General features: G+C 63.0%; 19 protein-coding genes and 1 tRNA gene. 13 read left to right on the top strand and 7 right to left on the bottom strand.

Translation table 11 applies throughout. From position 1 onward, the window contains the following. Positions 1-68: 68 nt before the first annotated feature. Positions 69-407: a P-II family nitrogen regulator gene (gene glnK / locus B2246_RS28935; RefSeq protein ID WP_008643594.1), complete on the top strand. Its 339-nt coding sequence runs from the start codon at positions 69-71 to the stop codon at positions 405-407. Between the two features lie 69 nt (positions 408-476). Here the strand turns inward: glnK and B2246_RS28940 are convergent, their stop codons facing one another. The 3 genes from B2246_RS28940 to trxB form a co-directional block, all read right to left on the bottom strand. Next, on the bottom strand, positions 477-1,124 hold the full coding sequence (locus B2246_RS28940) for a trimeric intracellular cation channel family protein (RefSeq protein WP_008643595.1): 648 nt from the start codon (positions 1,122-1,124) through the stop codon (positions 477-479). 7 nt (positions 1,125-1,131) lie between these two features. Next, entirely contained in the window at positions 1,132-1,806 is a 675-nt protein-coding gene (locus B2246_RS28945; RefSeq protein WP_286879681.1) for a Smr/MutS family protein, read from the bottom strand. 118 nt (positions 1,807-1,924) lie between these two features. Then, positions 1,925-2,878, bottom strand: coding sequence for a thioredoxin-disulfide reductase (gene trxB / locus B2246_RS28950; RefSeq protein ID WP_008643597.1), 954 nt, complete (start codon positions 2,876-2,878; stop codon positions 1,925-1,927). 181 nt (positions 2,879-3,059) lie between these two features. On the opposite strand from trxB, the gene B2246_RS28955 reads away from it, so the two are divergent. From B2246_RS28955 to B2246_RS28965, 3 genes are all read left to right on the top strand, one after another. Further along, positions 3,060-5,387 (top strand): DNA translocase FtsK, encoded by a 2,328-nt coding sequence (locus B2246_RS28955; protein ID WP_286879682.1) that lies wholly within the window; start codon positions 3,060-3,062, stop codon positions 5,385-5,387. Between the two features lie 298 nt (positions 5,388-5,685). Further along, positions 5,686-6,330, top strand: a complete 645-nt coding sequence (gene lolA / locus B2246_RS28960; RefSeq protein WP_008643599.1) for an outer membrane lipoprotein chaperone LolA — start codon at positions 5,686-5,688, stop codon at positions 6,328-6,330. Between the two features lie 8 nt (positions 6,331-6,338). After that, on the top strand, positions 6,339-6,755 hold the full coding sequence (locus tag B2246_RS28965) for a hypothetical protein (protein ID WP_035881484.1): 417 nt from the start codon (positions 6,339-6,341) through the stop codon (positions 6,753-6,755). Between the two features lie 28 nt (positions 6,756-6,783). Here the strand turns inward: B2246_RS28965 and B2246_RS28970 are convergent, their stop codons facing one another. Together B2246_RS28970 and B2246_RS28975 are read right to left on the bottom strand one after the other, a co-directional pair. After that, positions 6,784-6,951: a hypothetical protein gene (locus tag B2246_RS28970; RefSeq protein WP_008643601.1), complete on the bottom strand. Its 168-nt coding sequence runs from the start codon at positions 6,949-6,951 to the stop codon at positions 6,784-6,786. A gap of 162 nt (positions 6,952-7,113) precedes the next feature. Next, the gene (locus B2246_RS28975; protein WP_286879684.1) at positions 7,114-7,776 is read right to left on the bottom strand and encodes a hypothetical protein; all 663 of its coding nucleotides are present in this window, start codon (positions 7,774-7,776) and stop codon (positions 7,114-7,116) included. A gap of 287 nt (positions 7,777-8,063) precedes the next feature. On the opposite strand from B2246_RS28975, the gene B2246_RS28980 reads away from it, so the two are divergent. The 9 genes from B2246_RS28980 to B2246_RS29020 all read left to right on the top strand — a co-directional run bounded on the left by B2246_RS28980 (position 8,064) and on the right by B2246_RS29020 (position 15,887). Further along, the gene (locus B2246_RS28980) at positions 8,064-8,912 is read left to right on the top strand and encodes an ABC transporter substrate-binding protein (protein WP_017515515.1); all 849 of its coding nucleotides are present in this window, start codon (positions 8,064-8,066) and stop codon (positions 8,910-8,912) included. A gap of 105 nt (positions 8,913-9,017) precedes the next feature. Then, entirely contained in the window at positions 9,018-9,713 is a 696-nt protein-coding gene (locus B2246_RS28985) for an amino acid ABC transporter permease (RefSeq protein ID WP_008643604.1), read from the top strand. A gap of 2 nt (positions 9,714-9,715) precedes the next feature. Then, positions 9,716-10,408, top strand: a complete 693-nt coding sequence (locus tag B2246_RS28990) for an amino acid ABC transporter permease (protein ID WP_286879688.1) — start codon at positions 9,716-9,718, stop codon at positions 10,406-10,408. Between the two features lie 2 nt (positions 10,409-10,410). Then, positions 10,411-11,160 carry an amino acid ABC transporter ATP-binding protein gene (locus B2246_RS28995; protein ID WP_011515544.1) on the top strand — a complete coding sequence of 250 codons (750 nt, stop codon included), beginning with the start codon at positions 10,411-10,413 and terminating at the stop codon, positions 11,158-11,160. Positions 11,161-11,316: 156 nt separating this feature from the next. Then, positions 11,317-12,612, top strand: coding sequence for a replication-associated recombination protein A (locus tag B2246_RS29000; RefSeq protein WP_035832998.1), 1,296 nt, complete (start codon positions 11,317-11,319; stop codon positions 12,610-12,612). 165 nt (positions 12,613-12,777) lie between these two features. Further along, positions 12,778-14,085, top strand: a complete 1,308-nt coding sequence (gene serS, locus B2246_RS29005; protein WP_024570726.1) for a serine--tRNA ligase — start codon at positions 12,778-12,780, stop codon at positions 14,083-14,085. An 87-nt stretch (positions 14,086-14,172) separates the two neighbouring features. Then, positions 14,173-14,262 (top strand) — tRNA-Ser (locus B2246_RS29010). 673 nt (positions 14,263-14,935) lie between these two features. Beyond that, complete coding sequence (locus tag B2246_RS29015; protein WP_186426422.1) at positions 14,936-15,382, top strand: pilin; 447 nt, start codon at positions 14,936-14,938, stop codon at positions 15,380-15,382. A gap of 34 nt (positions 15,383-15,416) precedes the next feature. Next, positions 15,417-15,887, top strand: coding sequence for a pilin (locus B2246_RS29020; RefSeq protein ID WP_186426348.1), 471 nt, complete (start codon positions 15,417-15,419; stop codon positions 15,885-15,887). A gap of 126 nt (positions 15,888-16,013) precedes the next feature. Here the strand turns inward: B2246_RS29020 and B2246_RS29025 are convergent, their stop codons facing one another. Both B2246_RS29025 and B2246_RS29030 read right to left on the bottom strand, forming a co-directional pair. Continuing rightward, on the bottom strand, positions 16,014-17,330 hold the full coding sequence (locus B2246_RS29025; RefSeq protein WP_286879691.1) for a hemolysin family protein: 1,317 nt from the start codon (positions 17,328-17,330) through the stop codon (positions 16,014-16,016). An 82-nt stretch (positions 17,331-17,412) separates the two neighbouring features. Beyond that, entirely contained in the window at positions 17,413-18,366 is a 954-nt protein-coding gene (locus B2246_RS29030) for a LysR substrate-binding domain-containing protein (protein WP_060784393.1), read from the bottom strand. Positions 18,367-18,422: the final 56 nt, after the last annotated feature.

Below are 18,422 nucleotides of genomic sequence, written 5' to 3' on the forward strand. Positions count from 1 at the left end.
CAATCGTCATGTGGTGTTTCGGGCTAGAATCCTTCATCTTCCGACATATTTAGAGACAGAGGCCAGCCATGAAGCAGATTACCGCCATCATCAAACCGTTCAAGCTCGACGAAGTGCGTGAGGCAATGGCCGACGTCGGCGTGACGGGGTTGACGGTGACCGAAGTCAAGGGTTTTGGCCGTCAGAAGGGCCACACCGAGCTCTATCGCGGAGCCGAGTACGTGGTCGACTTCCTTCCGAAGATCAAGATCGAAGTGGTCGTGGCCGAGAACCAGCTCGACACGGTGCTCGACGCCATCGTCAAGGCCGCCCACACCGGCAAGATCGGTGACGGCAAGATCTTCGTGACCGAGATCGAACGTGTGATCCGCATTCGTACCGGCGAGCAGGACGAAGCCGCAGTCTGATCGAGACTGAGATGGCAAAAAGGCCGGCAGATGCCGGCCTTTTGTTTTGGGTCGCGTCGCGGGCTTGCGCTAGCTCGGCAGCTTCCAGCCAAACTGCACCGACACCAGCCGCATTCCCATCGTGACCAGCGCGCCGGCCAGCAGCGCCACCTCCTGGTCGGCACGCAGCCAGGTCAGCCCCACGTAGATCCAGCAGCCGACGAACGAACAGGTGGCATACGGCGAGCGGTCGCGCAGGATCATCGGCACCTCGTTGCAGAGCACGTCACGCACCACGCCGCCGAACACCGCCGAAATGATGCCCATCATCACCGCTACGGTCGGCGTCATCTGCGCTACCAGCGCCAGCGAGGTGCCGGTGACCGAAAACAATCCGAGCCCGATCGCATCGGCCACCAGCATGGTGCGGTCCGACGCCACCCGGCTGGCCACGCGCAGGACGAACGACGCGCCCAACGACATCACAAAGATCAGCAGGACGTAGTACTCGTGGTCCACCCAGTAGAAGGGCCGGCGGTCGAGCAACACGTCGCGCAAGGTACCGCCGCCAAATGCCGTGGCGAATGCGACGACGAAGGTGCCGACCACATCCAGCCGCTGCTTGCGGGCATCGACCACGCCGGAGACGGCGAACGCCAGCACGCCGATCACTTCCATCACGTGCAGGATCAGGGGCAGTCGCCCCATCAGCAAATCGAACGGCAGGTGATATTGCATCCGGTTCTCAGGTCTTGGGCTGGCGTAGCAGGACCATCAGCGCGCCGGCGCCGCCCTGCGATTCGCGTGCCTGGACGAAGGCGATCACTTCTTCCTTCTGGACCAGCCAGCTACGTACCTTGCTCTTGAGCACCGGCAGCTTGTCTGGCGACCCGATGCCTTTGCCGTGAATTACGCGCACGCATCGCACGCCGTTGCGCACCGATCGGCGGAGAAAGTTGGCCAACGCCTCCCGGGCCTCGTCGGAGCGCAGGCCGTGCAGGTCGACCTTGTCCTGGGGTACCCATTCGCCGCGGCGCAGCTTCTTGATGACGTCCTCGCCGATGCCCGGGCGCCGGAACGACATCGTCTCGTCGATATCGAGCAGGTTCTCGACATCGAATTCATCGGACAGCGATGCCTCGAGCACGGCCTTGTCGTTGAGGCGGGTTTGCACCGGCTCCGGGGTCGGCTTCTTCACGGGATGCTCGACGCGGTTCCGGTCGCGCAGGTTGCTGACCTGCCCGACGCTGGTGCGGAACACGTTGGCTTCTTCCTCGGCGCGCCTGGCGGCGGCCTCGGCGGCTTGCCGCTCGGCTTCGCGGCGCTCGGCGTCGGCCTTGAGGCCGTCGCGCACCGTGGCCAGATCGTGCAGGCCCATGCGTTGGGGGGGCTTGGATGTGGGTTTGGCGCCGTGCGACATGGAGCGATTCTCTAAGGGGGCAGGTGGCTCGGCGTCGATTATAAGGAATCCAATAAGGAATCGGGCCGGTAAAAACCGGCCCGATTCGGTGACGCTAGTACCAGGTGCCCGGGGGCGATTACTTCAGCGCTTCCACATAGCGTTGCGCGTCGAGCGCGGCCATGCAGCCCGTGCCGGCGCTGGTAATGGCCTGGCGGTAGACGTGGTCCTGCACGTCGCCGGCGGCGAACACACCCGGGATGTTGGTGGCCGTGGCGTCGCCCGACAGGCCGCTCTTGGTCACGATATAGCCGTTCTTCATCTCGAGCTGGCCTTCGAACAGGTCGGTGTTCGGCTTGTGGCCGATGGCCACGAACACACCGGCGAGCTTCAGATCCTCGGTCTTGGCGGCGTCCTTGGTGTCGCGGATGCGCAGGCCGGTCACGCCCGACTCATCGCCCAGCACTTCGTCCAGCGTGCTGTCGTAGCGCAGGGCGATCCGGCCTTCTTCCACGCGCTGCATCAGGCGGTCCACCAGGATCGGCTCGGCGCGGAACTTGTCGCGGCGGTGGATCAGCGTGACCTTGCTGGCGATATGGGACAGATAGAGCGCTTCTTCCACGGCGGTGTTGCCGCCACCGATCACGGCCACTTCCTGGTTCTTGTAGAAGAAACCGTCGCAGGTGGCGCAGGCCGAGACACCGCGGCCCATGAAGGCTTCTTCCGACGGCAGGCCCAGGTACTGGGCGGACGCGCCGGTGGCGATGATCAGGGCGTCGCAGGTGTACTCGCCCGAATCGCCGATCAGGCGGATCGGCTTTTCCGTCAGCTTGGCCGTATGGATGTGATCGAAGATGATTTCCGTGTTGAAGCGTTCGGCGTGCGCCAGGAAGCGCTGCATCAAGTCCGGGCCCTGCACGCCGTTAGGATCGGCGGGCCAGTTTTCCACGTCGGTCGTGGTCATGAGCTGGCCGCCCTGGGCCAGGCCGGTGATCAGCACCGGGTTCAGGTTGGCGCGGGCAGCGTAGACGGCGGCGGTGTAGCCGGCCGGACCAGACCCGAGAATCAGCACTTTTGCGTGTTTTGCGGACATGATGCGTTCCTGTAGGCAGCGCGTGCACCGGCACGGTGGTTGCGCCGGTGTCACTCGAAACCGCCATTATAAGTGGCATGGCGTTTTGCCGACTGTTGCAAATTCCAATGAGGGCGATAGCCCGGCCAAGGTTAAAATGGCCGCCATCGTTCACTTCGTACTCTCGAACCGACCCTGACGCATGGCGCGCGCTACCACGACTACCCGGACCGACCCGTCGGCACTTCCATCGCGTATTGGCAAGCTGCTGGGCGAGGTGCGCTGGTTCCTGCTGCTGGCCGTCACGCTCGGCTTTCTCTGCGTGCTGGCCAGCTACAGCAAGGCCGATCCCGGCTGGTCTCATGCGAGCCAGGTGGCCGACATCCATAACCTTGGCGGACGTGTGGGCGCCTGGGTGGCCGACGTCCTGTTCTTCATCTTCGGATTCTCGGCCTACTGGTGGAGCGTGTTGCTGATCCGCCGCTGCTGGCGTGGCTGGCGCGAGCTGACCGCCGAACTGCCCGAGCGCGTGCAGGAGCCGCAGCACAGCACGGTCATCAGCTGGATTGGCTTCGGGCTGACGCTGGTGTCCAGCATGGGCCTGGAGGCGATCCGCATGTATCCGCTGCGCTCGGCCCTGCCGCGCGCGCCCGGTGGCGTGCTGGGTGACCTGCTGGGCGGCTGGCTGCAGCTTGCGCTCGGCTTCTCCGGCGCCACGCTGCTGTTGCTGCTGCTGTTCGCGATCGGCCTGTCCCTGTTCTTCCATTTCTCGTGGCTGTCGGTGGCCGAGCACGTCGGCGCCTTCGTCGAAACCCTGTTCATGGGCATCAAGGCTCGCCGCGAGAACAAGCAGGACCGCATCATCGGCGCCGCTGCCAAGGTGGAGCGCACCGAGACCGTGGAAGTGCAGCGCGTCCGGCAGGAAGAGGCGCCGCCGATCCAGATCGTGCGCCCGCAGGCGGTGCCTAAGCACGAGCGCGTCGAGCGCGAGAAGCAGCAGCCGCTGTTCGCCGATATCCAGGATTCGGACCTGCCGCCGCTGTCGCTGCTCGACCCGATCCCTGTGCATCAGGAAACGGTCAGCGCCGAAACGCTCGAATACACCTCGCGCCTGATCGAAAAGAAGCTCAAGGACTTCGGCGTGGAGGTCAAGGTCGTGGCCGCCTATCCGGGCCCCGTCATCACGCGCTACGAAATCGAGCCGGCCACCGGCGTCAAGGGCAGCCAGGTGGTCAATCTGGCCCGCGATCTGGCGCGTAGCCTGTCGCTGGTGTCGATCCGGGTGGTCGAGACGATTCCGGGCAAGAACTACATGGGTCTGGAGCTTCCGAACCCGAAGCGCCAGACCGTGCGCTTGTCGGAGATCCTGGGCTCACAGGTCTACAACGAGAGCGTGTCGCACCTGACCATGGCGCTCGGCAAGGACATCGCCGGCAAGCCGATGGTGGCCGATCTGGCCAGGATGCCGCACTGCATGGTGGCGGGTACCACAGGCTCGGGCAAGTCGGTGGGTATCAACGCAATGATCCTGTCGCTGCTCTACAAGGCCAAGGCGGATCAGGTCCGCCTGATCCTGATCGACCCGAAGATGCTCGAAATGAGCGTCTACGAAGGCATTCCGCATCTGCTTTGCCCGGTGGTCACCGATATGCGCCAGGCCGGCAACGCGCTGAACTGGGCGGTCGGCGAGATGGAGCGCCGCTACAAGCTCATGAGCAAGCTCGGCGTGCGCAATCTGGCCGGCTACAACAAGAAGATCGACGAAGCCGCCGCAAGGGAAGAGAAGATTCCGAACCCGTTCAGCCTGACGCCGGACGCGCCGGAACCGCTCGACAGGCTGCCGACGATCGTGATCGTGATCGACGAACTGGCCGACCTGATGATGGTGGTCGGCAAGAAGGTCGAGGAACTGATCGCCCGGATCGCCCAGAAGGCGCGCGCGGCTGGCCTGCACCTGGTGCTGGCCACGCAGCGGCCGTCAGTGGACGTGATTACCGGCCTGATCAAGGCCAACGTGCCGACGCGCATCGCATTCCAGGTGAGCAGCAAGATCGACTCGCGCACGATTCTGGATCAGCAGGGCGCCGAAGCACTGCTCGGCATGGGCGACATGCTTTACCTCGCGCCGGGCACAGGCTTGCCGGTGCGTGTCCACGGGGCGTTCGTATCCGATGAGGAAGTGCATCGCGTGGTCGAAAAGCTCAAGGAAAGCGGCGAAGCCAACTACATCGAGGGCATTCTCGAAGGCGGTCTGGTCGACGGCGATGGCGCGGGCGATAGCCTGGGCGGCGGCGCCGGGATTGGCGGTGGTGGCGCTGAGGCCGATCCGCTCTACGATCAGGCCGTGGAGGTGGTGATCAAGAATCGCCGCGCATCGATCTCGCTGGTGCAGCGCCATCTGCGCATCGGCTACAACCGCGCGGCGCGCTTGCTCGAGGACATGGAAAAGGCCGGACTGGTCTCGGCCATGTCGGGCAACGGCAACCGTGACATCCTCGTGCCGGCCGGCGCGGGCGCGCACGACGAGTAAGAGGCGCTATCAAGATGAAGCAAAGCGGTTCTGGCTAGACGCGCGGCCGCAGACAGTACAAGTGGTACGGCAAGGCCGCGCAACGACGCCAGAATCATTTTGACAGCGCTTCTAAGGCGTGAGGAGGATGAAACGCGTCATAGCGCGTTTCACACGGCTTCGGGCCCCTCGCAAGTGACGGTTAATATACCGTTACGCCGCTCACAAGCCGCTGCGGAATTCAGGGCGCCGACTCCGGCTCTAACCCGACATCCCGGCCAGCGCCGGGCATCAGCCACTCAAGAAAGGAATCGGATACATGCGATATCGCATTCTTGCTCCCCTGGTTTCCCTGGGCGCCGCACTGGCACTGCTGGCGGCCGCGCCTGTCGCGCAGGCGGCGGCAACCGACCAGTTGCAGACCTTCGTGACCAGCGTGAAGACGGCTCGCGGCGAATTCACGCAGCAGCAGATGAAGGGGAAGGGCGCCGATCTCAAGGTAGCCAGCACGTCGAGCGGGACATTCGCGTTCTCGCGCCCCGGCAAGTTCGCGTGGCGCTATACCAAGCCATACGAGCAACTGCTGCAGGCCGACGGCCAGATCCTCTACATCTACGACAAGGACCTGAACCAGGTGACCGAGCGTAAGCTCGATGGCGCGCTTGGGTCGAGCCCGGCGGCCATCCTGTTCGGCAGCAATGACCTGTCGAAGAATTTCGACGTGAAGAACGGGGCCACGCGCGATGGCGTGGAATGGCTGGAACTGACGCCGAAGGAAAAGGATACGCAGTTCGAGCGGATCGGCATCGGTTTCAAGGGCGGCAACCTCGAGGCGATGGAGTTGCGTGACGCCTTCGGCAACACGACCATCCTGACCTTCTCGGCGATCCAGAAGAATCCGTCGCTGCCCGCCGATGCATTCCGCTTCACAGTGCCCAAGGGCGCCGATGTGATGAAGCAGTGAGGAGCGCCATGACACACGCCCAAGCATTCCTTTCGTTGCGTCGCCTGGCCGTGCCGGGCGCCACGCTGGCCGCGGCGCTGGTGCTGTCCGCCTGCGCAAGCTCACATGCAAGCCGTTTCGACGTCGATGCCTTCCTGCGCGGCTCCGATACGGCGCTGCCCGAAGTGCTCGGCAATCCGGACTTCCTCAAGGCCACGCGCATTCCGCAGACCGACTGCGCGACGATGCTGCAATCGCCTCACAACGGCACCCTGGAAGACCTGCCGGCCAGCAATACGGCGCGGGGTCCAGCATGGCTGCTGCATCCCGCCGATACGCCGGACAAGGTCTGGCTCGTGGTGGGAGAGGCCGGCGGCGAGCGTAGCTGCCACGGTCCGCTGCCTGCCGATGCCATGAAAAAGCTGACCGAGCGCGCCAAGGGCTGACCCGGCGACGCCCCGTCAGCCTTTGGCGCTAGGCCTGTGCCTCGCGCGCGTAGCGCAGACGTGGCTTGGGCATGGCCTGCAGTTGTTCGCGGCGGATGCGGATCGCCTCCGCGTCGCCGCGCTTGATCGCCGCGCGCAACTTCAACACGGCTTTGCGGTACTGCTTCTTCTTGCGGATGCGGGTCGTGATGGCCATGGCTACGGTTTCCTCATGGGGCCGGCACCAGCGCCGGGTGTCCGTCATGGTAGGCCGCACTGGCCGTCCCGATCCCGTCTATCGAAAGAATTCAGATCGGATTGCCATCGCACATATTGCGGCGACGCAGCATCGGCCGCGCCGCCGTGAACCAGCCGAGGCTCAGAGCAGAAAGCGCCGGTTGTCGTTTTCCGCGTATCGCGGCTCTACCTTGCGGAATTTCAGCTTCGTGCTGCTGCGCAGCTTGCGCGCCGCCATCTTGCGCTGCAATTGCCGATGGGCGGAGTGGATCTGGCCAATCGAGCCTTGCGCGTAGGGCTTGCCATCGTTGGCGCCTGCCAGCGCGCCACCCGCCGCCAGCGCGGCATTGTGCGCCGCAGCCGACTTCTTGATCAGCGCGTCAAGCACATGCCGCGCACGGACGGCAGCATGGAGCAGGCCGTCGGCAGGATTGTCGCGCGCCCGCACCGCATCCTGCGGCAGCCGGACATTGCCAGCCACCCGCCGCAGCGCGGCCCGCAGTTCGGCGCTATCGAGCTGGCCTTCCTGCGCGATCCAGACCGCATCGTGGCGTAGCCAGCCTTCCACGTCGGCCAGCCGGCGCAAGACTGCCTGCATCAGCGTCTGGCCACCAAAGCGGTGCGAACGACGGATCGCGGCCAGGCCAATACGGCGTACCTGCGGATTCTCGTGATCGACCAGATCCGCGATGATGCGGTCCACCTCCTCCTGTGACGTGATCATCTCGGCGAACTGGCCCGCCAGTGAGATCTCTTCCGCGCCGGTGAGCCTGTTCTTGCCCACCAGCCGATTCAACTTGAACATCAGCATTCGGTAACGCAACATACAAATCCCCGATTTTCGCTAGGCCGACCAAGGGTCGGCCGATATCCGCCTGGCCGGCGGCCGCATCGGCGCGATGCGGGCCGCATCCGTCGAAACGCAGGCCATTAGGAAATATCGGCAGATTCGGCGCGAACTGTAGGGAAGCGGCGCAGTGTCCGCTGTCGCGCGGCGAAGATAGGGTTCGCCCCGACATCGAATCGGAAGCGTCACAAATAGACTATGTTTCTGCTGCACCCCACAAGACCTTCTTCAACCGAGGAGAGAATATGCAAGCAGACTTCAGGCGGAAACTCCGCCAGATCGCCGGCGTGGCAACGCTGTCCGCGCTTGCACTGAGCGCAGCACCGGCCAGTGCCGACCAAATCGCGGATATCAAGGCCAAGGGCCAACTGGTGTGCGGGGTACTTGGCACGGACGAGCCGTTCAGCTTCGTCGATCCGGCCACCCGCGAGATCGTGGGATACGACGTTGACATGTGCAATGCGGTGGCCAAGAGCCTTGGCGTGAAGCCGGTGCTCAAGCAGATCTCCGTGGCGGCCCGTCTGCCGGAGCTTCAGCAGGGCCACGTGGATCTGCTGGCGGCGTCGCTGACGCACAACAAGGAGCGCGAGTCGCAGATCGATTTCTCGCTGTCGACCTTCATCACCGGACAGAAGGCGATGGTGCGCAAGGAGAGCGGCATCACGACGCTGGGCCAGCTCGACGGCAAGAAGATCCTGACCGTCAAGGGTTCCACCATGGAATCCAATATTGCCGCCAAGATCAAGAATGCCACCGTGGTGTCGTTTGACAACAGCCCGCAGGCGCTGCTGGCGCTGGAGCAGGGCAAGGGTGTGGCGTATGTGAATGACGAGACGTCGCTGGTGAGCAACCTCGTGAAGCTCGGCCCCGCAGCCAAGGACTACACGCTGGTGCCTCAGTACCTGTCGAGCGAGCACCTCGCGCTGGGCATCAGGAAGGGCGAGACCGGGTTCCGCAACCAGGTCAACCAGGTGCTGAGCAAGATGGAAGCCGATGGCGACGCGCAAAAGCTCTACGACAAGTGGTTCGGGCCCAACACCAAGATGAAGTTCCCGCCGCGCGCGTTCAAGATCTCGACTGACAAGATCGACTGAGGCGCCAACCCCAGGCCCGGGCCAGGCCAGAGGAGTCCGGCTTGATCAACCCGGTCCGATAAACCTCCCCTGGCTGTCCGGCATCGCGCCGGACAGCCACATCCCATGCCCACCTTCAACCTGTCGATGTTGCTGTCGGGGCAGTATCACGAATGGCTGGTCAGCGGGTTCGTGATGTCCCTCAAGCTGTCGGTCATCGCGTTTGCCATATCGTTGCCGCTGGCTATCGTGATCGCCCTGCTGCGGCTTGCGCCGCTGGCGCCCCTGCGGGGATTGGGCCAGACCTATGTCGAGGCGATTCGCAACGTTCCGCTGCTGGCCCATATGCTGTTCTGGTATTTCGGCGCGCCGCAGCTGCTGCCGTTCGCGATCAAGAGCTGGTTGTACGAACACAACTACGAGGCCGTCAGCGCGCTGATCGCGCTGGTCCTGTACACCACGGCCTATATGGCGGAGGACATCCGCAGCGGCATTCGCTCCATCCCGAAAGAACAACTGGAAGCCAGCCGCGCGCTTGGTTTCAGCTTTCTGGCGTCGATGCGGCTGGTGGTGTTGCCGCAATCGCTGCGCATCACGGTGCCGCCGCTGGTGAACCAGATCCTGAATCTCTGGAAGAACTCGAGCATCGCGATGGTGATCGGCGTGGCCGAGCTGATGTACCAGGCGCAACAGGTGGAGAGCGCCACCTTCCGGGGCTTCGAGTCCTTCGCGTTCGCCACGCTGGCGTACCTGACCATATCGATGACGATCACGCTGTTCTCGCTCTGGTATCAACACCGGTTTCCGGTACGGAGCATGTAGCCATGCTCGACGTTCTGCAGAACTACGGACTTTATTTCCTGATCGGCCAGTATCCGAATGGCCCGCTGGGCGGGCTGGCGTTGACCGTGTTGCTGGCGGCGTCCGGGCTGGTGCTGGCGTTGCCGGTCGGCATCGTGCTGGGGCTGTGCCGCGTGAGCCCGTTCCGCTCGCTGCGTTGGCCGGCCACCGTCCTGATCTACGTCGTGCGCGGCACGCCGCTGCTGATGGTGGTGTTCTGGGCGTACTTCCTGCTGCCTTCGGTGACCGGGCATCGCACGCCGCAGTTCGCGACGATGCTGGTCGCGCTGGTGGTCTTCGACGGGGCCTATCTGGCGGAGATCGTGCGCGCCGGCATCCAGGGGCTGCCGCGCGGGCAGATGGAATGCGCGCGGTCGCTCGGCTTGTCGTATGCGCAGGCGATGGCGCTGGTCATCCTGCCGCAGGCACTGCGCAACATGCTGCCGTCGCTCGTGAACCAGCTTGTGTCGACGATCAAGGAGACGTCGCTCGGCTACATCATCAGCTTGCCGGAGGTCTCGTTCATCGCCGGGCAGATCAGCACGCAGATGCTGACCCAGGCCGCGCAGGTCTACCTGCTGCTGGCATTGAGCTATTTTGTCATGTGCTTCGGATTGACCCGTTGCGCCTATCTGCTCGAGCGCCGGCTCGCGGCACGCAACGCTGTGAAGGTGTAACCATGATCAGCATCGAACATGTCAGCAAGTGGTACGGCGATTACCAGGCGCTGGTCGATATCAACGAATCGGTGGCGAAGGCGGAAGTGGTCGTCGTGTGCGGGCCGTCGGGCTCGGGCAAGTCGACGCTGATCCGCACGCTGAACCGGCTCGAGGCCATCCAGAAGGGGCGGATCGTCGTGAACGGGCAGGACGTGCACGCGCGCAACGTGGACGTCAACGCACTGCGTAGTGGCATCGGCTTCGTCTTCCAGCAGTTCAACCTGTTTCCACACCTGACGGTGCTGGAGAACTGCACGCTGGCGCCCGTGCGGCTCAAGCGGATGTCGACACAGGAAGCGAAAGATTTTGCGATGAGCCTGTTGGAACGGGTGGGGCTGCCGCACAAGGCGTCGGCCTATCCGGGGCAGTTGTCTGGCGGCCAGCAACAGCGCGTGGCGATTGCCCGCGCGCTGGCAATGAAGCCACCGGTCATGCTGTTCGACGAACCGACGTCGGCGCTTGACCCCGAAATGGTCAACGAGGTGCTCCAGGTGATGAAGGGGCTCGCGCGCGACGGCATGACGATGGTCTGCGTCACCCACGAAATGGGCTTCGCGCGCGAGGTGGCGGACCGCGTGATCTTCATGGATCAGGGCGAGGTGCTCGAGCGCGCCACGCCGGAGCGCTTCTTCCAGAAGCCCGAGCATCCACGCGCGCAACGCTTCCTGGCCGATATCCGATCGCCTTGGGAGTCGGTTATCGCACCCTGATACCGGCAGGCCGGATGGCGTGGGGCGGGCCGCGGCAGGCGGCGCCGATGGTCTACACTGTGGCGTTCGCAAGCCGCTTCCGGCGGCCGCACCAGATTGAGAGGCCCTAGTACCGTGGCGGATTCGCTGTTCTCCGACCCCCCCGACCGTTCCCGAATGCCGCTGGCCGAGCGCCTGCGCCCGCGCAATATCGACGAAGTCATCGGCCAGCAGCACCTGCTCGGCCCGGGCAAGCCGCTGCGCGTGGCGTTCGAGTCGGGCGAGCCGCATTCGATGATCCTCTGGGGCCCGCCCGGCGTGGGCAAGACCACGCTGGCCCGGCTGATGGCCAATGCGTTCGATGCCGAGTTCATTGCCCTGTCGGCCGTGCTGTCGGGAGTCAAGGATATTCGCGAGGCGGTGGAACGGGCCGAGCAGTTCCGTGCGCATGGACGGCGCACCCTGGTGTTCGTCGACGAGGTGCATCGCTTCAACAAGAGCCAGCAGGACGCGTTCCTGCCGCACGTGGAAAGCGGGCTGTTCACGTTTATCGGCGCCACCACTGAGAATCCGTCGTTCGAGGTCAATGGCGCGTTGCTGTCTCGGGCGGCCGTCTACGTGCTCAAGAGCCTGAACGAAGACGAACTCAAGCAGCTCGTGCTGCGTGCCAGCGAGGAACTCGGTGGCATTCGCTGGGACGACGAGGCAATGGGCCTGATCGTCGCCTCGGCCGACGGCGATGGCCGCAAGCTGCTCAACAATATCGAGATCGTGGCGCGTGCGGCTCGCAATGCCGGTGTGGATGCGGTGGATACGGCGCTGTTGGGCAGCGCGCTATCGGAAAACCTGCGTCGTTTCGACAAGGGTGGCGACGCGTTCTACGACCAGATCAGCGCCTTGCACAAGTCCGTGCGTGGTTCCGACCCGGATGGCGCGCTGTACTGGTTCTGCCGGATGCTCGATGGTGGCGCCGACCCGCGTTACCTGGCGCGCCGGATCGTGCGGATGGCGTGGGAGGACATCGGCCTGGCCGATCCGCGCGCGGCACGGATCACGCTCGATGCCGCGGAGACCTACGAGCGGCTGGGATCGCCGGAAGGCGAGCTTGCATTGGCCCAGGCGCTGCTGTACCTGGCCGTGGCGCCAAAGTCGAACGCGGGCTACAACGCGTACAACGCGGCGCGTGCCTTTGTCGCCAAGGACAAGTCGCGGGCCGTGCCCGTGCATCTGCGCAACGCGCCGACAAAACTGATGAAGGAGCTTGGCTACGGCCATGCGTATCGCTATGCGCATGACGAGCCGGAAGCCTACGCAGCGGGCGAGCACTACCTGCCCGACGATCTGCGCAGCCAGGACTGGTACCAGCCCACGCCGCGCGGGCTGGAAGGCAAGATCGGCGACAAGCTGCGGCATCTGCGCGATCTGGACGACGCCTGGCATCGCGAGCAGCGCGGCAAGTCCGGCAAGGACTGAGCAGGGGGCGAGGGGAGAGCGGGGCGGCGAGCAGGGACCCGGATAACTCCCAAAGTGTGGAGCAGACGGCAAAATCCAGCCGGATTTGCTCCCGGCGGGTAGTGCCAGTGCAGTAAAATGTTCCGTTCGCCGGCATGTTGCCGGCACTGCACATGACCAAGCAACATGCTCGACATCCAGCTGCTCCGCAAAGACATCGACGCCGTGGCCCAGCGCCTCGCCACGCGCGGTTTTCAACTCGATGTGGCCCTGTTCCAGGCCCTTGAGGCCGAACGCAAGCAACTGCAGACCCAGACCGAGGATCTGCAGGCGCGCCGCAACAGCCTCTCCAAGCAGATCGGGATGCTCAAGGGCAAGGGCGAAGACGCCTCGGGCCCGATGGCCGAAGTGGCCGGTATCGGCGACACGCTGAAGGCATCCGCCCAGCGCCTGGCCGAAATCCAGGACCAGATCAGCGACGCGATGCTCTCGATCCCGAACCTGCCGCACGAAAGCGTGCCGACGGGCAAGGACGAAACCGAGAACGTCGAAGTGCGCCGCGTGGGCACGCCGCGCACGTTCGATTTCGAGATCAAGGATCACGTGGATGTCGGCGCCCGTCTCGGCCTGGATTTCGAGACGGCCACGAAGGTCACTGGCTCGCGCTTCGCCTTCCTGCGGGGTGGCGTGGCACGCATGCATCGCGCGCTGGTCCAGCTCATGGTGGACACGCACACGCTTGAACATGGCTACACCGAGATGTACGTGCCGTACATCGTCAATGCCGCGTCGATGCGCGGTACCGGCCAGCTGCCGAAGTTCGAGGACGACCTGTTCAAGGTGCCGCGCAAGGTCGGCGGTGAGGATGGCCAGGACGCTATCGAGAACTTCTACCTGATCCCGACCGCCGAAGTGCCGCTGACCAACATGGTCCGCGACGCGATCGTTGCCGCGGAAAAACTGCCGCTGCGCTTCGTGGCCCACACGCCATGCTTCCGTTCGGAAGCCGGCTCGTACGGCAAGGACACGCGCGGCATGATCCGCCAGCATCAGTTCGACAAGGTCGAGATGGTGCAGGTGGTGCCGTCCGAGCAGTCGATGGACGCGCTCGAGCAGATGACTGGTCACGCCGAAACGATCCTGAAGAAGCTCGAGTTGCCGTTCCGTACCGTCGTGCTGTGCACGGGCGACATGGGCTTCGGCAGCACCAAGACCTACGACATCGAAGTGTGGATTCCAGCGCAGAACACGTACCGCGAAATCAGCTCGTGCTCGAGCATGGGCGACTTCCAGGCGCGCCGCATGCAGGCACGTATGCGCGCCGGACAGGGCAAGCCGGAACTGGTGCACACGCTGAACGGCTCCGGCCTGGCCGTGGGCCGCACGCTGGTGGCGATCCTGGAGAACTACCAGAACGCAGACGGTTCGGTGACGGTGCCGAAGGCGCTGCAACCGTACATGGGCGGCATCACGCGTCTGGAACCGGAAGCGTAAAAATAGTTACAGAAGGGGCTTGCGCTCCGGATATGGATATCCCTATAATCTTGGTTTCGCCGCTAACGCAGCGACGACCAAGTTACCGGAGAGGTGGCAGAGTGGTCGAATGTACCTGACTCGAAATCAGGCGTACCGGCGACGGTACCGTGGGTTCGAATCCCACCCTCTCCGCCAAACAAAAAGCTGCTGACGGATTCGACCACCAGCAGACAAAAACAGCGTAGTAAAACTAAGAACCGACGTTTGCGAAAGCAACGTCGGTTTTGTTTTTTGCGCCCCACATAACAGACTCATAGAAGCCCGACAAAGATTGCCCACTCAACTCGTATGAGGCGGTGTCTTAGTCGGATGCACATGAGTAGGCGCTCAAGAGCAAGAAACGCACATACGAACCAGCGCACTGCGCGAAGTAGGTGTCCGCTCAAATTACTCTGAGAAGCGGCCGGACGGTAGGCCTCGAAGGGATGCTCGCGAGGACTCGATCAGGCGGTAGCGTTGTCGCCAGCAAGCTCAATCGCATCGCGCGATTTCTCAAATGCCGGGGTAAGCGTTTACAACCCAAGAGTGCGCAGCTAGCTGAGGGTCAAGCTAAGAGCAAGTAGCTAAGATCTGGCCCAAGTTCGTCAAAGTGACAGATTTTGTCACTTGCGCTTCATTAAAAGTGACAGTGTTTGTCAAAAATTACTCAAGTGCTGTGTGCGACGGTGCCAGATTTTGTCAGCAATCGGGTGTTGAGCGGCGCTTCCAATGCTGGCGCAAAGCTTGCTTTGTTGGCTTTGTGGCACTTTTGCTGCCGATGAAAAATCTCTTCAAGGGGTCAAATCACATGCAACGGGTACAAATGAAAATGCTGGGCCGTCGTGCCCAGAAGGGCTTCACGCTGATCGAACTGATGATTGTCGTCGCGATCATCGGTATTCTGGCCGCCATCGCAATCCCGCAGTACCAGGATTACACGCAGCGTACGAAGGCGAACGGCGCGGTCGCGGGCCTGGAAAGCTTCAAGACCTCTATTGCGATGTGCTCCCAAGAGCTGGGAACTCTCACTGGCTGTGATGCTGGTTCGAACAACGTTCCGGCCATTCCCGCTGGCACTGCGGCCGATCCGCTGCCGAAGTACGTAACGGGTATCACTTCCATCAAGTCGGGCATTATTATTGCGACCCTGGAAGCGACCGATTCGACAGGCGCGGCAGATACGCTGACGCTGACGCCGACCGTCAACGCGACCAATGTCACCTGGGTTGCTACTGGCACGGCTTGCGATAACGGCAAGCGAGGCCTCAAGTGCTGATCTAGTATTTGGCAAATCGGGGCGCGAACGCGACATGCAATCAACACCTGACCGTGAACTCGTGAAAACCAGCAAGGGCTTCACACTGATCGAACTTATGATCGTGGTGGCAATTATTGGGATTTTGACGGCGATCGCGCTCCCCCAGTATCAGGACTACACGCAAAGAACAAAAGCCAACGGTGCAGTGATCGCACTCGCTGGCTTTAAGACTGCAATCTCGATGTGCTCACAAAGCAACGGTACGCTTGTCGGTTGCAACGCTGGCGCGAACGGAATTCCAGCGATCCCTGCTGGCACTGCAGTTGATCCGCTGCCAGAGTATGTTCAATCCATTGCGTCAATTTCTAACGGTGCTATCAGCGCAACGCTGGATGCAACCGATTCCACGGGTACGGCAGAAACTCTGGTTCTAACCCCGATTTCCGGAACGAGCGGTATCAACATTACTTGGGTCGCAAGTGGCACTGCATGTGACGGTGGTGTTCGCGGTTTGAAGTGCTAGTCGAGGTGCAGTTTCCACCCGCGTACGACCGGGGTTGTAGAGTTGGAGGCGCTTTCTCGGGCGCCTCTTTCATTTGGGGGGCAAACCGTAGGAAAGCCTAATTCCATTCCCATCAAGTGGTCTCTGCTATTGACCGACAGGCGCAGTCTGCGAAGCACTCGCTGGCAGCCTTGAAACCAGCAACTGGTCGATCTTGTGATGGTCGATGTCGACCACCTCAAACCGGAAGCCCGCCACGGTGATCGCTTCCGACTTCTTCGGGATCCGCTTTAGCGAGTAGATCACCAGGCCGGCTGCTGTATCTACATAGTCTTCGCCAGGCAGCACGTCGATATCCAGTGCCTTCTTCAGGTCGACCAGCGGCGTCAGGCCGTCGACCAGCCACGAAGATTCGTCACGGCGCACGATCTGTTCGTCTTCGTTCGAGTAGAGGATGTCACCCATCAGCGCGCCGACGATGTCGTCCAGCGTGACGATGCCCACCACCAGCCCGTACTCGTTCATTACCACCGCAAAATTCTCATGCATCTCGCGGAAGCGGGTCAGTGACTCCGAGAGTGTCAGCGTGTCCGGGATCACCAGCACGTTCTTGTCGTAGTGTTTGCCGATGCTGTCCAATGCTGCGCCGCTTTCATCGGCCAGCAGCAGTTGCAGGATGACCTTCGACTCCATATAGCCCAGCACGTCGTCGATATTCTTGCCGCACACCGGGTATTGTGCGTGCGGTTGCTTGACCAGCTTGCGGCGCAGGCCGTCGGCGGTGTCGTCGAGGGTCAGGAAGACCACGTCGTCGCGCTGGGTCATGATGGCCGTGATCGGCTTCGAATCGAGTTCGAACACGTTTTCGATCAGATGCAGTTCGTGCTTGTGCAGCACCCCGGCCTCGGCGCCGGCATCGACCATGGCGGCGATATCCTCGGTGGTGATCTGATCGACCGGCTTGGTGGGAATGCCGAACAGCTTGAGCGTGGCATCGGCTGCTGCATTGAACACCCAGACCACGGGCTTGAACAGCTTGAGCAGCGTCAGCATCGGGCCGATCACCTGCACCGCGCACGCTTCGGGGAAGGTCATGGCGATGCGTTTGGGGATCAGGTCCGCGAACTGGATAAACAGCAGCGTGACGATCAGGAACGAGCTGACATTGGCGATGCGCTGTGCCATGCCGGCATCGAGGTACGCACTCAGGAATCCGTAGACGAGATCCGAGACATGCTTCTCACCGAGGATACCGGCCAGGATCGCCACGCTGTTGACGCCGATCTGTACCACCGTGAAGAAGTTGCCGGGCTCCTCCTTGAGCAGCAATACCTTGGTCGCGCGGTGGTCGCCGCGTTCAGACAGGACTTGGAGCTTGGTGCGGCGGGCGGCGGTCAAGGCGATCTCGGAGATCGAAAAGAACGCGCTTACCACCACGAGAAGGGTCAGGATCAGTACGAACATAAGTTATTCACGCGCCGATCTGGGCGTGTTGATATTGGTGCACAGGCGGGGGCCTGTCAATTGTCTGGTAAATGTCTGCCAGTCAGCGCGGGGCAGGATCAAACTGGACGACGGGCGAATCCAGACGATCGTCGAGCGTGGCGGCCAGCGCCGAGGCGGCGGCCGCGAACTGTGCCCGCATATCATCGACCAGGCTCGATTTGCCACGATGGGTGGCGCGCAGCATCTGGATTTCGAACGGCAATTCGGGTTGCACGTCGTGCAGCGCGACATTGGCCGGATTGGCGCTCAACGCGGTGTACTGGTCGAGCAGCGTGACGCCCAGGCCCGCATCCACCAGGGCCAGTGCGAGGGAATAGGTTTGGACCTCGAGCGTCGAATGTGGTTCCAGCGCGTGACGGGCCAGCGTTTGCCGGACCAGCAGCCCCAGCGAGCTGTCGTCGTCATAGCCGATGAACGGCCGCTCCATCAGCTTGCGGATCGACACGATGCCGCGCCGGCCGCCCGAGGGCAGTGCCTGCGGGCGCGGCACTGCCAGCAGCATTCGCCCGGCGGCCACCGGCTCGCTGGTGATTGCCTCGTGCCTGGGCGGCGAAAAGGCAAAGCCCACGTCGATCTGGTTGGCCAGCAGCGCCTCGACAATCTCGCTCGTATGGTGCGTCAGCACCTGAACCTGCGTTTCCGGATGCCGCGCGCAGAAGCGGCGCACCGCCGGCACCAGCAGCGGGTTGGCCAGGCTCGGCGTGGCGGCCACGCGCAGGCGCCCCGTGCCCTTGTGGCGCAGGCTTTCCGATACGCGCCGCACACGCTCGATCTCACCATATAGCCTTTCGACATCGCCATAGAGCGCAAGCGCTTCCGGCGTCGGCTGCAGCCTGCCGCGCTGGCGATCGAACAGGCGGAAGCCCAGCGACGATTCCGCATGCTGCAGTACCCGGCTTACCACGGGCTGGGACACATGGAGCAGGCGCGCCGCCTCGCTGACGGTACCGGTCAGCATCACGGCGCGGAACACTTCAATCTGGCGCAGGCGCATGGTTCTGGTGCGGGGGAATGGTCGCGCTGGTGTTCGTGTTGGTGCGGGAAATGGTG

Origin of the sequence: Cupriavidus sp. UBA2010 (assembly GCF_002335265.1) — a bacterium.
Taxonomy (GTDB): domain Bacteria; phylum Pseudomonadota; class Gammaproteobacteria; order Burkholderiales; family Burkholderiaceae; genus Cupriavidus; species Cupriavidus metallidurans.

Excerpts from the sequence above, each read along its gene's own strand:
- B2246_RS28980 (WP_017515515.1), top strand. The coding sequence starts at position 8,064 with ATGCAAGCAGACTTCAGGCGGAAACTCCGCCAGATCGCCGGCGTGGCA.
- B2246_RS28945 (WP_286879681.1), bottom strand. The coding sequence starts at position 1,806 with ATGTCGCACGGCGCCAAACCCACATCCAAGCCCCCCCAACGCATGGGC.
- B2246_RS29020 (WP_186426348.1), top strand. The coding sequence starts at position 15,417 with ATGCAATCAACACCTGACCGTGAACTCGTGAAAACCAGCAAGGGCTTC.
- glnK (WP_008643594.1), top strand. The coding sequence starts at position 69 with ATGAAGCAGATTACCGCCATCATCAAACCGTTCAAGCTCGACGAAGTG.
- B2246_RS28940 (WP_008643595.1), bottom strand. The coding sequence starts at position 1,124 with ATGCAATATCACCTGCCGTTCGATTTGCTGATGGGGCGACTGCCCCTG.
- trxB (WP_008643597.1), bottom strand. The coding sequence starts at position 2,878 with ATGTCCGCAAAACACGCAAAAGTGCTGATTCTCGGGTCTGGTCCGGCC.
- B2246_RS29015 (WP_186426422.1), top strand. The coding sequence starts at position 14,936 with ATGCTGGGCCGTCGTGCCCAGAAGGGCTTCACGCTGATCGAACTGATG.
- B2246_RS29000 (WP_035832998.1), top strand. The coding sequence starts at position 11,317 with ATGCCGCTGGCCGAGCGCCTGCGCCCGCGCAATATCGACGAAGTCATC.
- B2246_RS28990 (WP_286879688.1), top strand. The coding sequence starts at position 9,716 with ATGCTCGACGTTCTGCAGAACTACGGACTTTATTTCCTGATCGGCCAG.
- lolA (WP_008643599.1), top strand. The coding sequence starts at position 5,686 with ATGCGATATCGCATTCTTGCTCCCCTGGTTTCCCTGGGCGCCGCACTG.
- B2246_RS28955 (WP_286879682.1), top strand. The coding sequence starts at position 3,060 with ATGGCGCGCGCTACCACGACTACCCGGACCGACCCGTCGGCACTTCCA.
- B2246_RS28965 (WP_035881484.1), top strand. The coding sequence starts at position 6,339 with ATGACACACGCCCAAGCATTCCTTTCGTTGCGTCGCCTGGCCGTGCCG.
- serS (WP_024570726.1), top strand. The coding sequence starts at position 12,778 with ATGCTCGACATCCAGCTGCTCCGCAAAGACATCGACGCCGTGGCCCAG.
- B2246_RS28975 (WP_286879684.1), bottom strand. The coding sequence starts at position 7,776 with ATGTTCAAGTTGAATCGGCTGGTGGGCAAGAACAGGCTCACCGGCGCG.
- B2246_RS28985 (WP_008643604.1), top strand. The coding sequence starts at position 9,018 with ATGCCCACCTTCAACCTGTCGATGTTGCTGTCGGGGCAGTATCACGAA.
- B2246_RS29025 (WP_286879691.1), bottom strand. The coding sequence starts at position 17,330 with ATGTTCGTACTGATCCTGACCCTTCTCGTGGTGGTAAGCGCGTTCTTT.
- B2246_RS28970 (WP_008643601.1), bottom strand. The coding sequence starts at position 6,951 with ATGGCCATCACGACCCGCATCCGCAAGAAGAAGCAGTACCGCAAAGCC.
- B2246_RS29030 (WP_060784393.1), bottom strand. The coding sequence starts at position 18,366 with ATGCGCCTGCGCCAGATTGAAGTGTTCCGCGCCGTGATGCTGACCGGT.
- B2246_RS28995 (WP_011515544.1), top strand. The coding sequence starts at position 10,411 with ATGATCAGCATCGAACATGTCAGCAAGTGGTACGGCGATTACCAGGCG.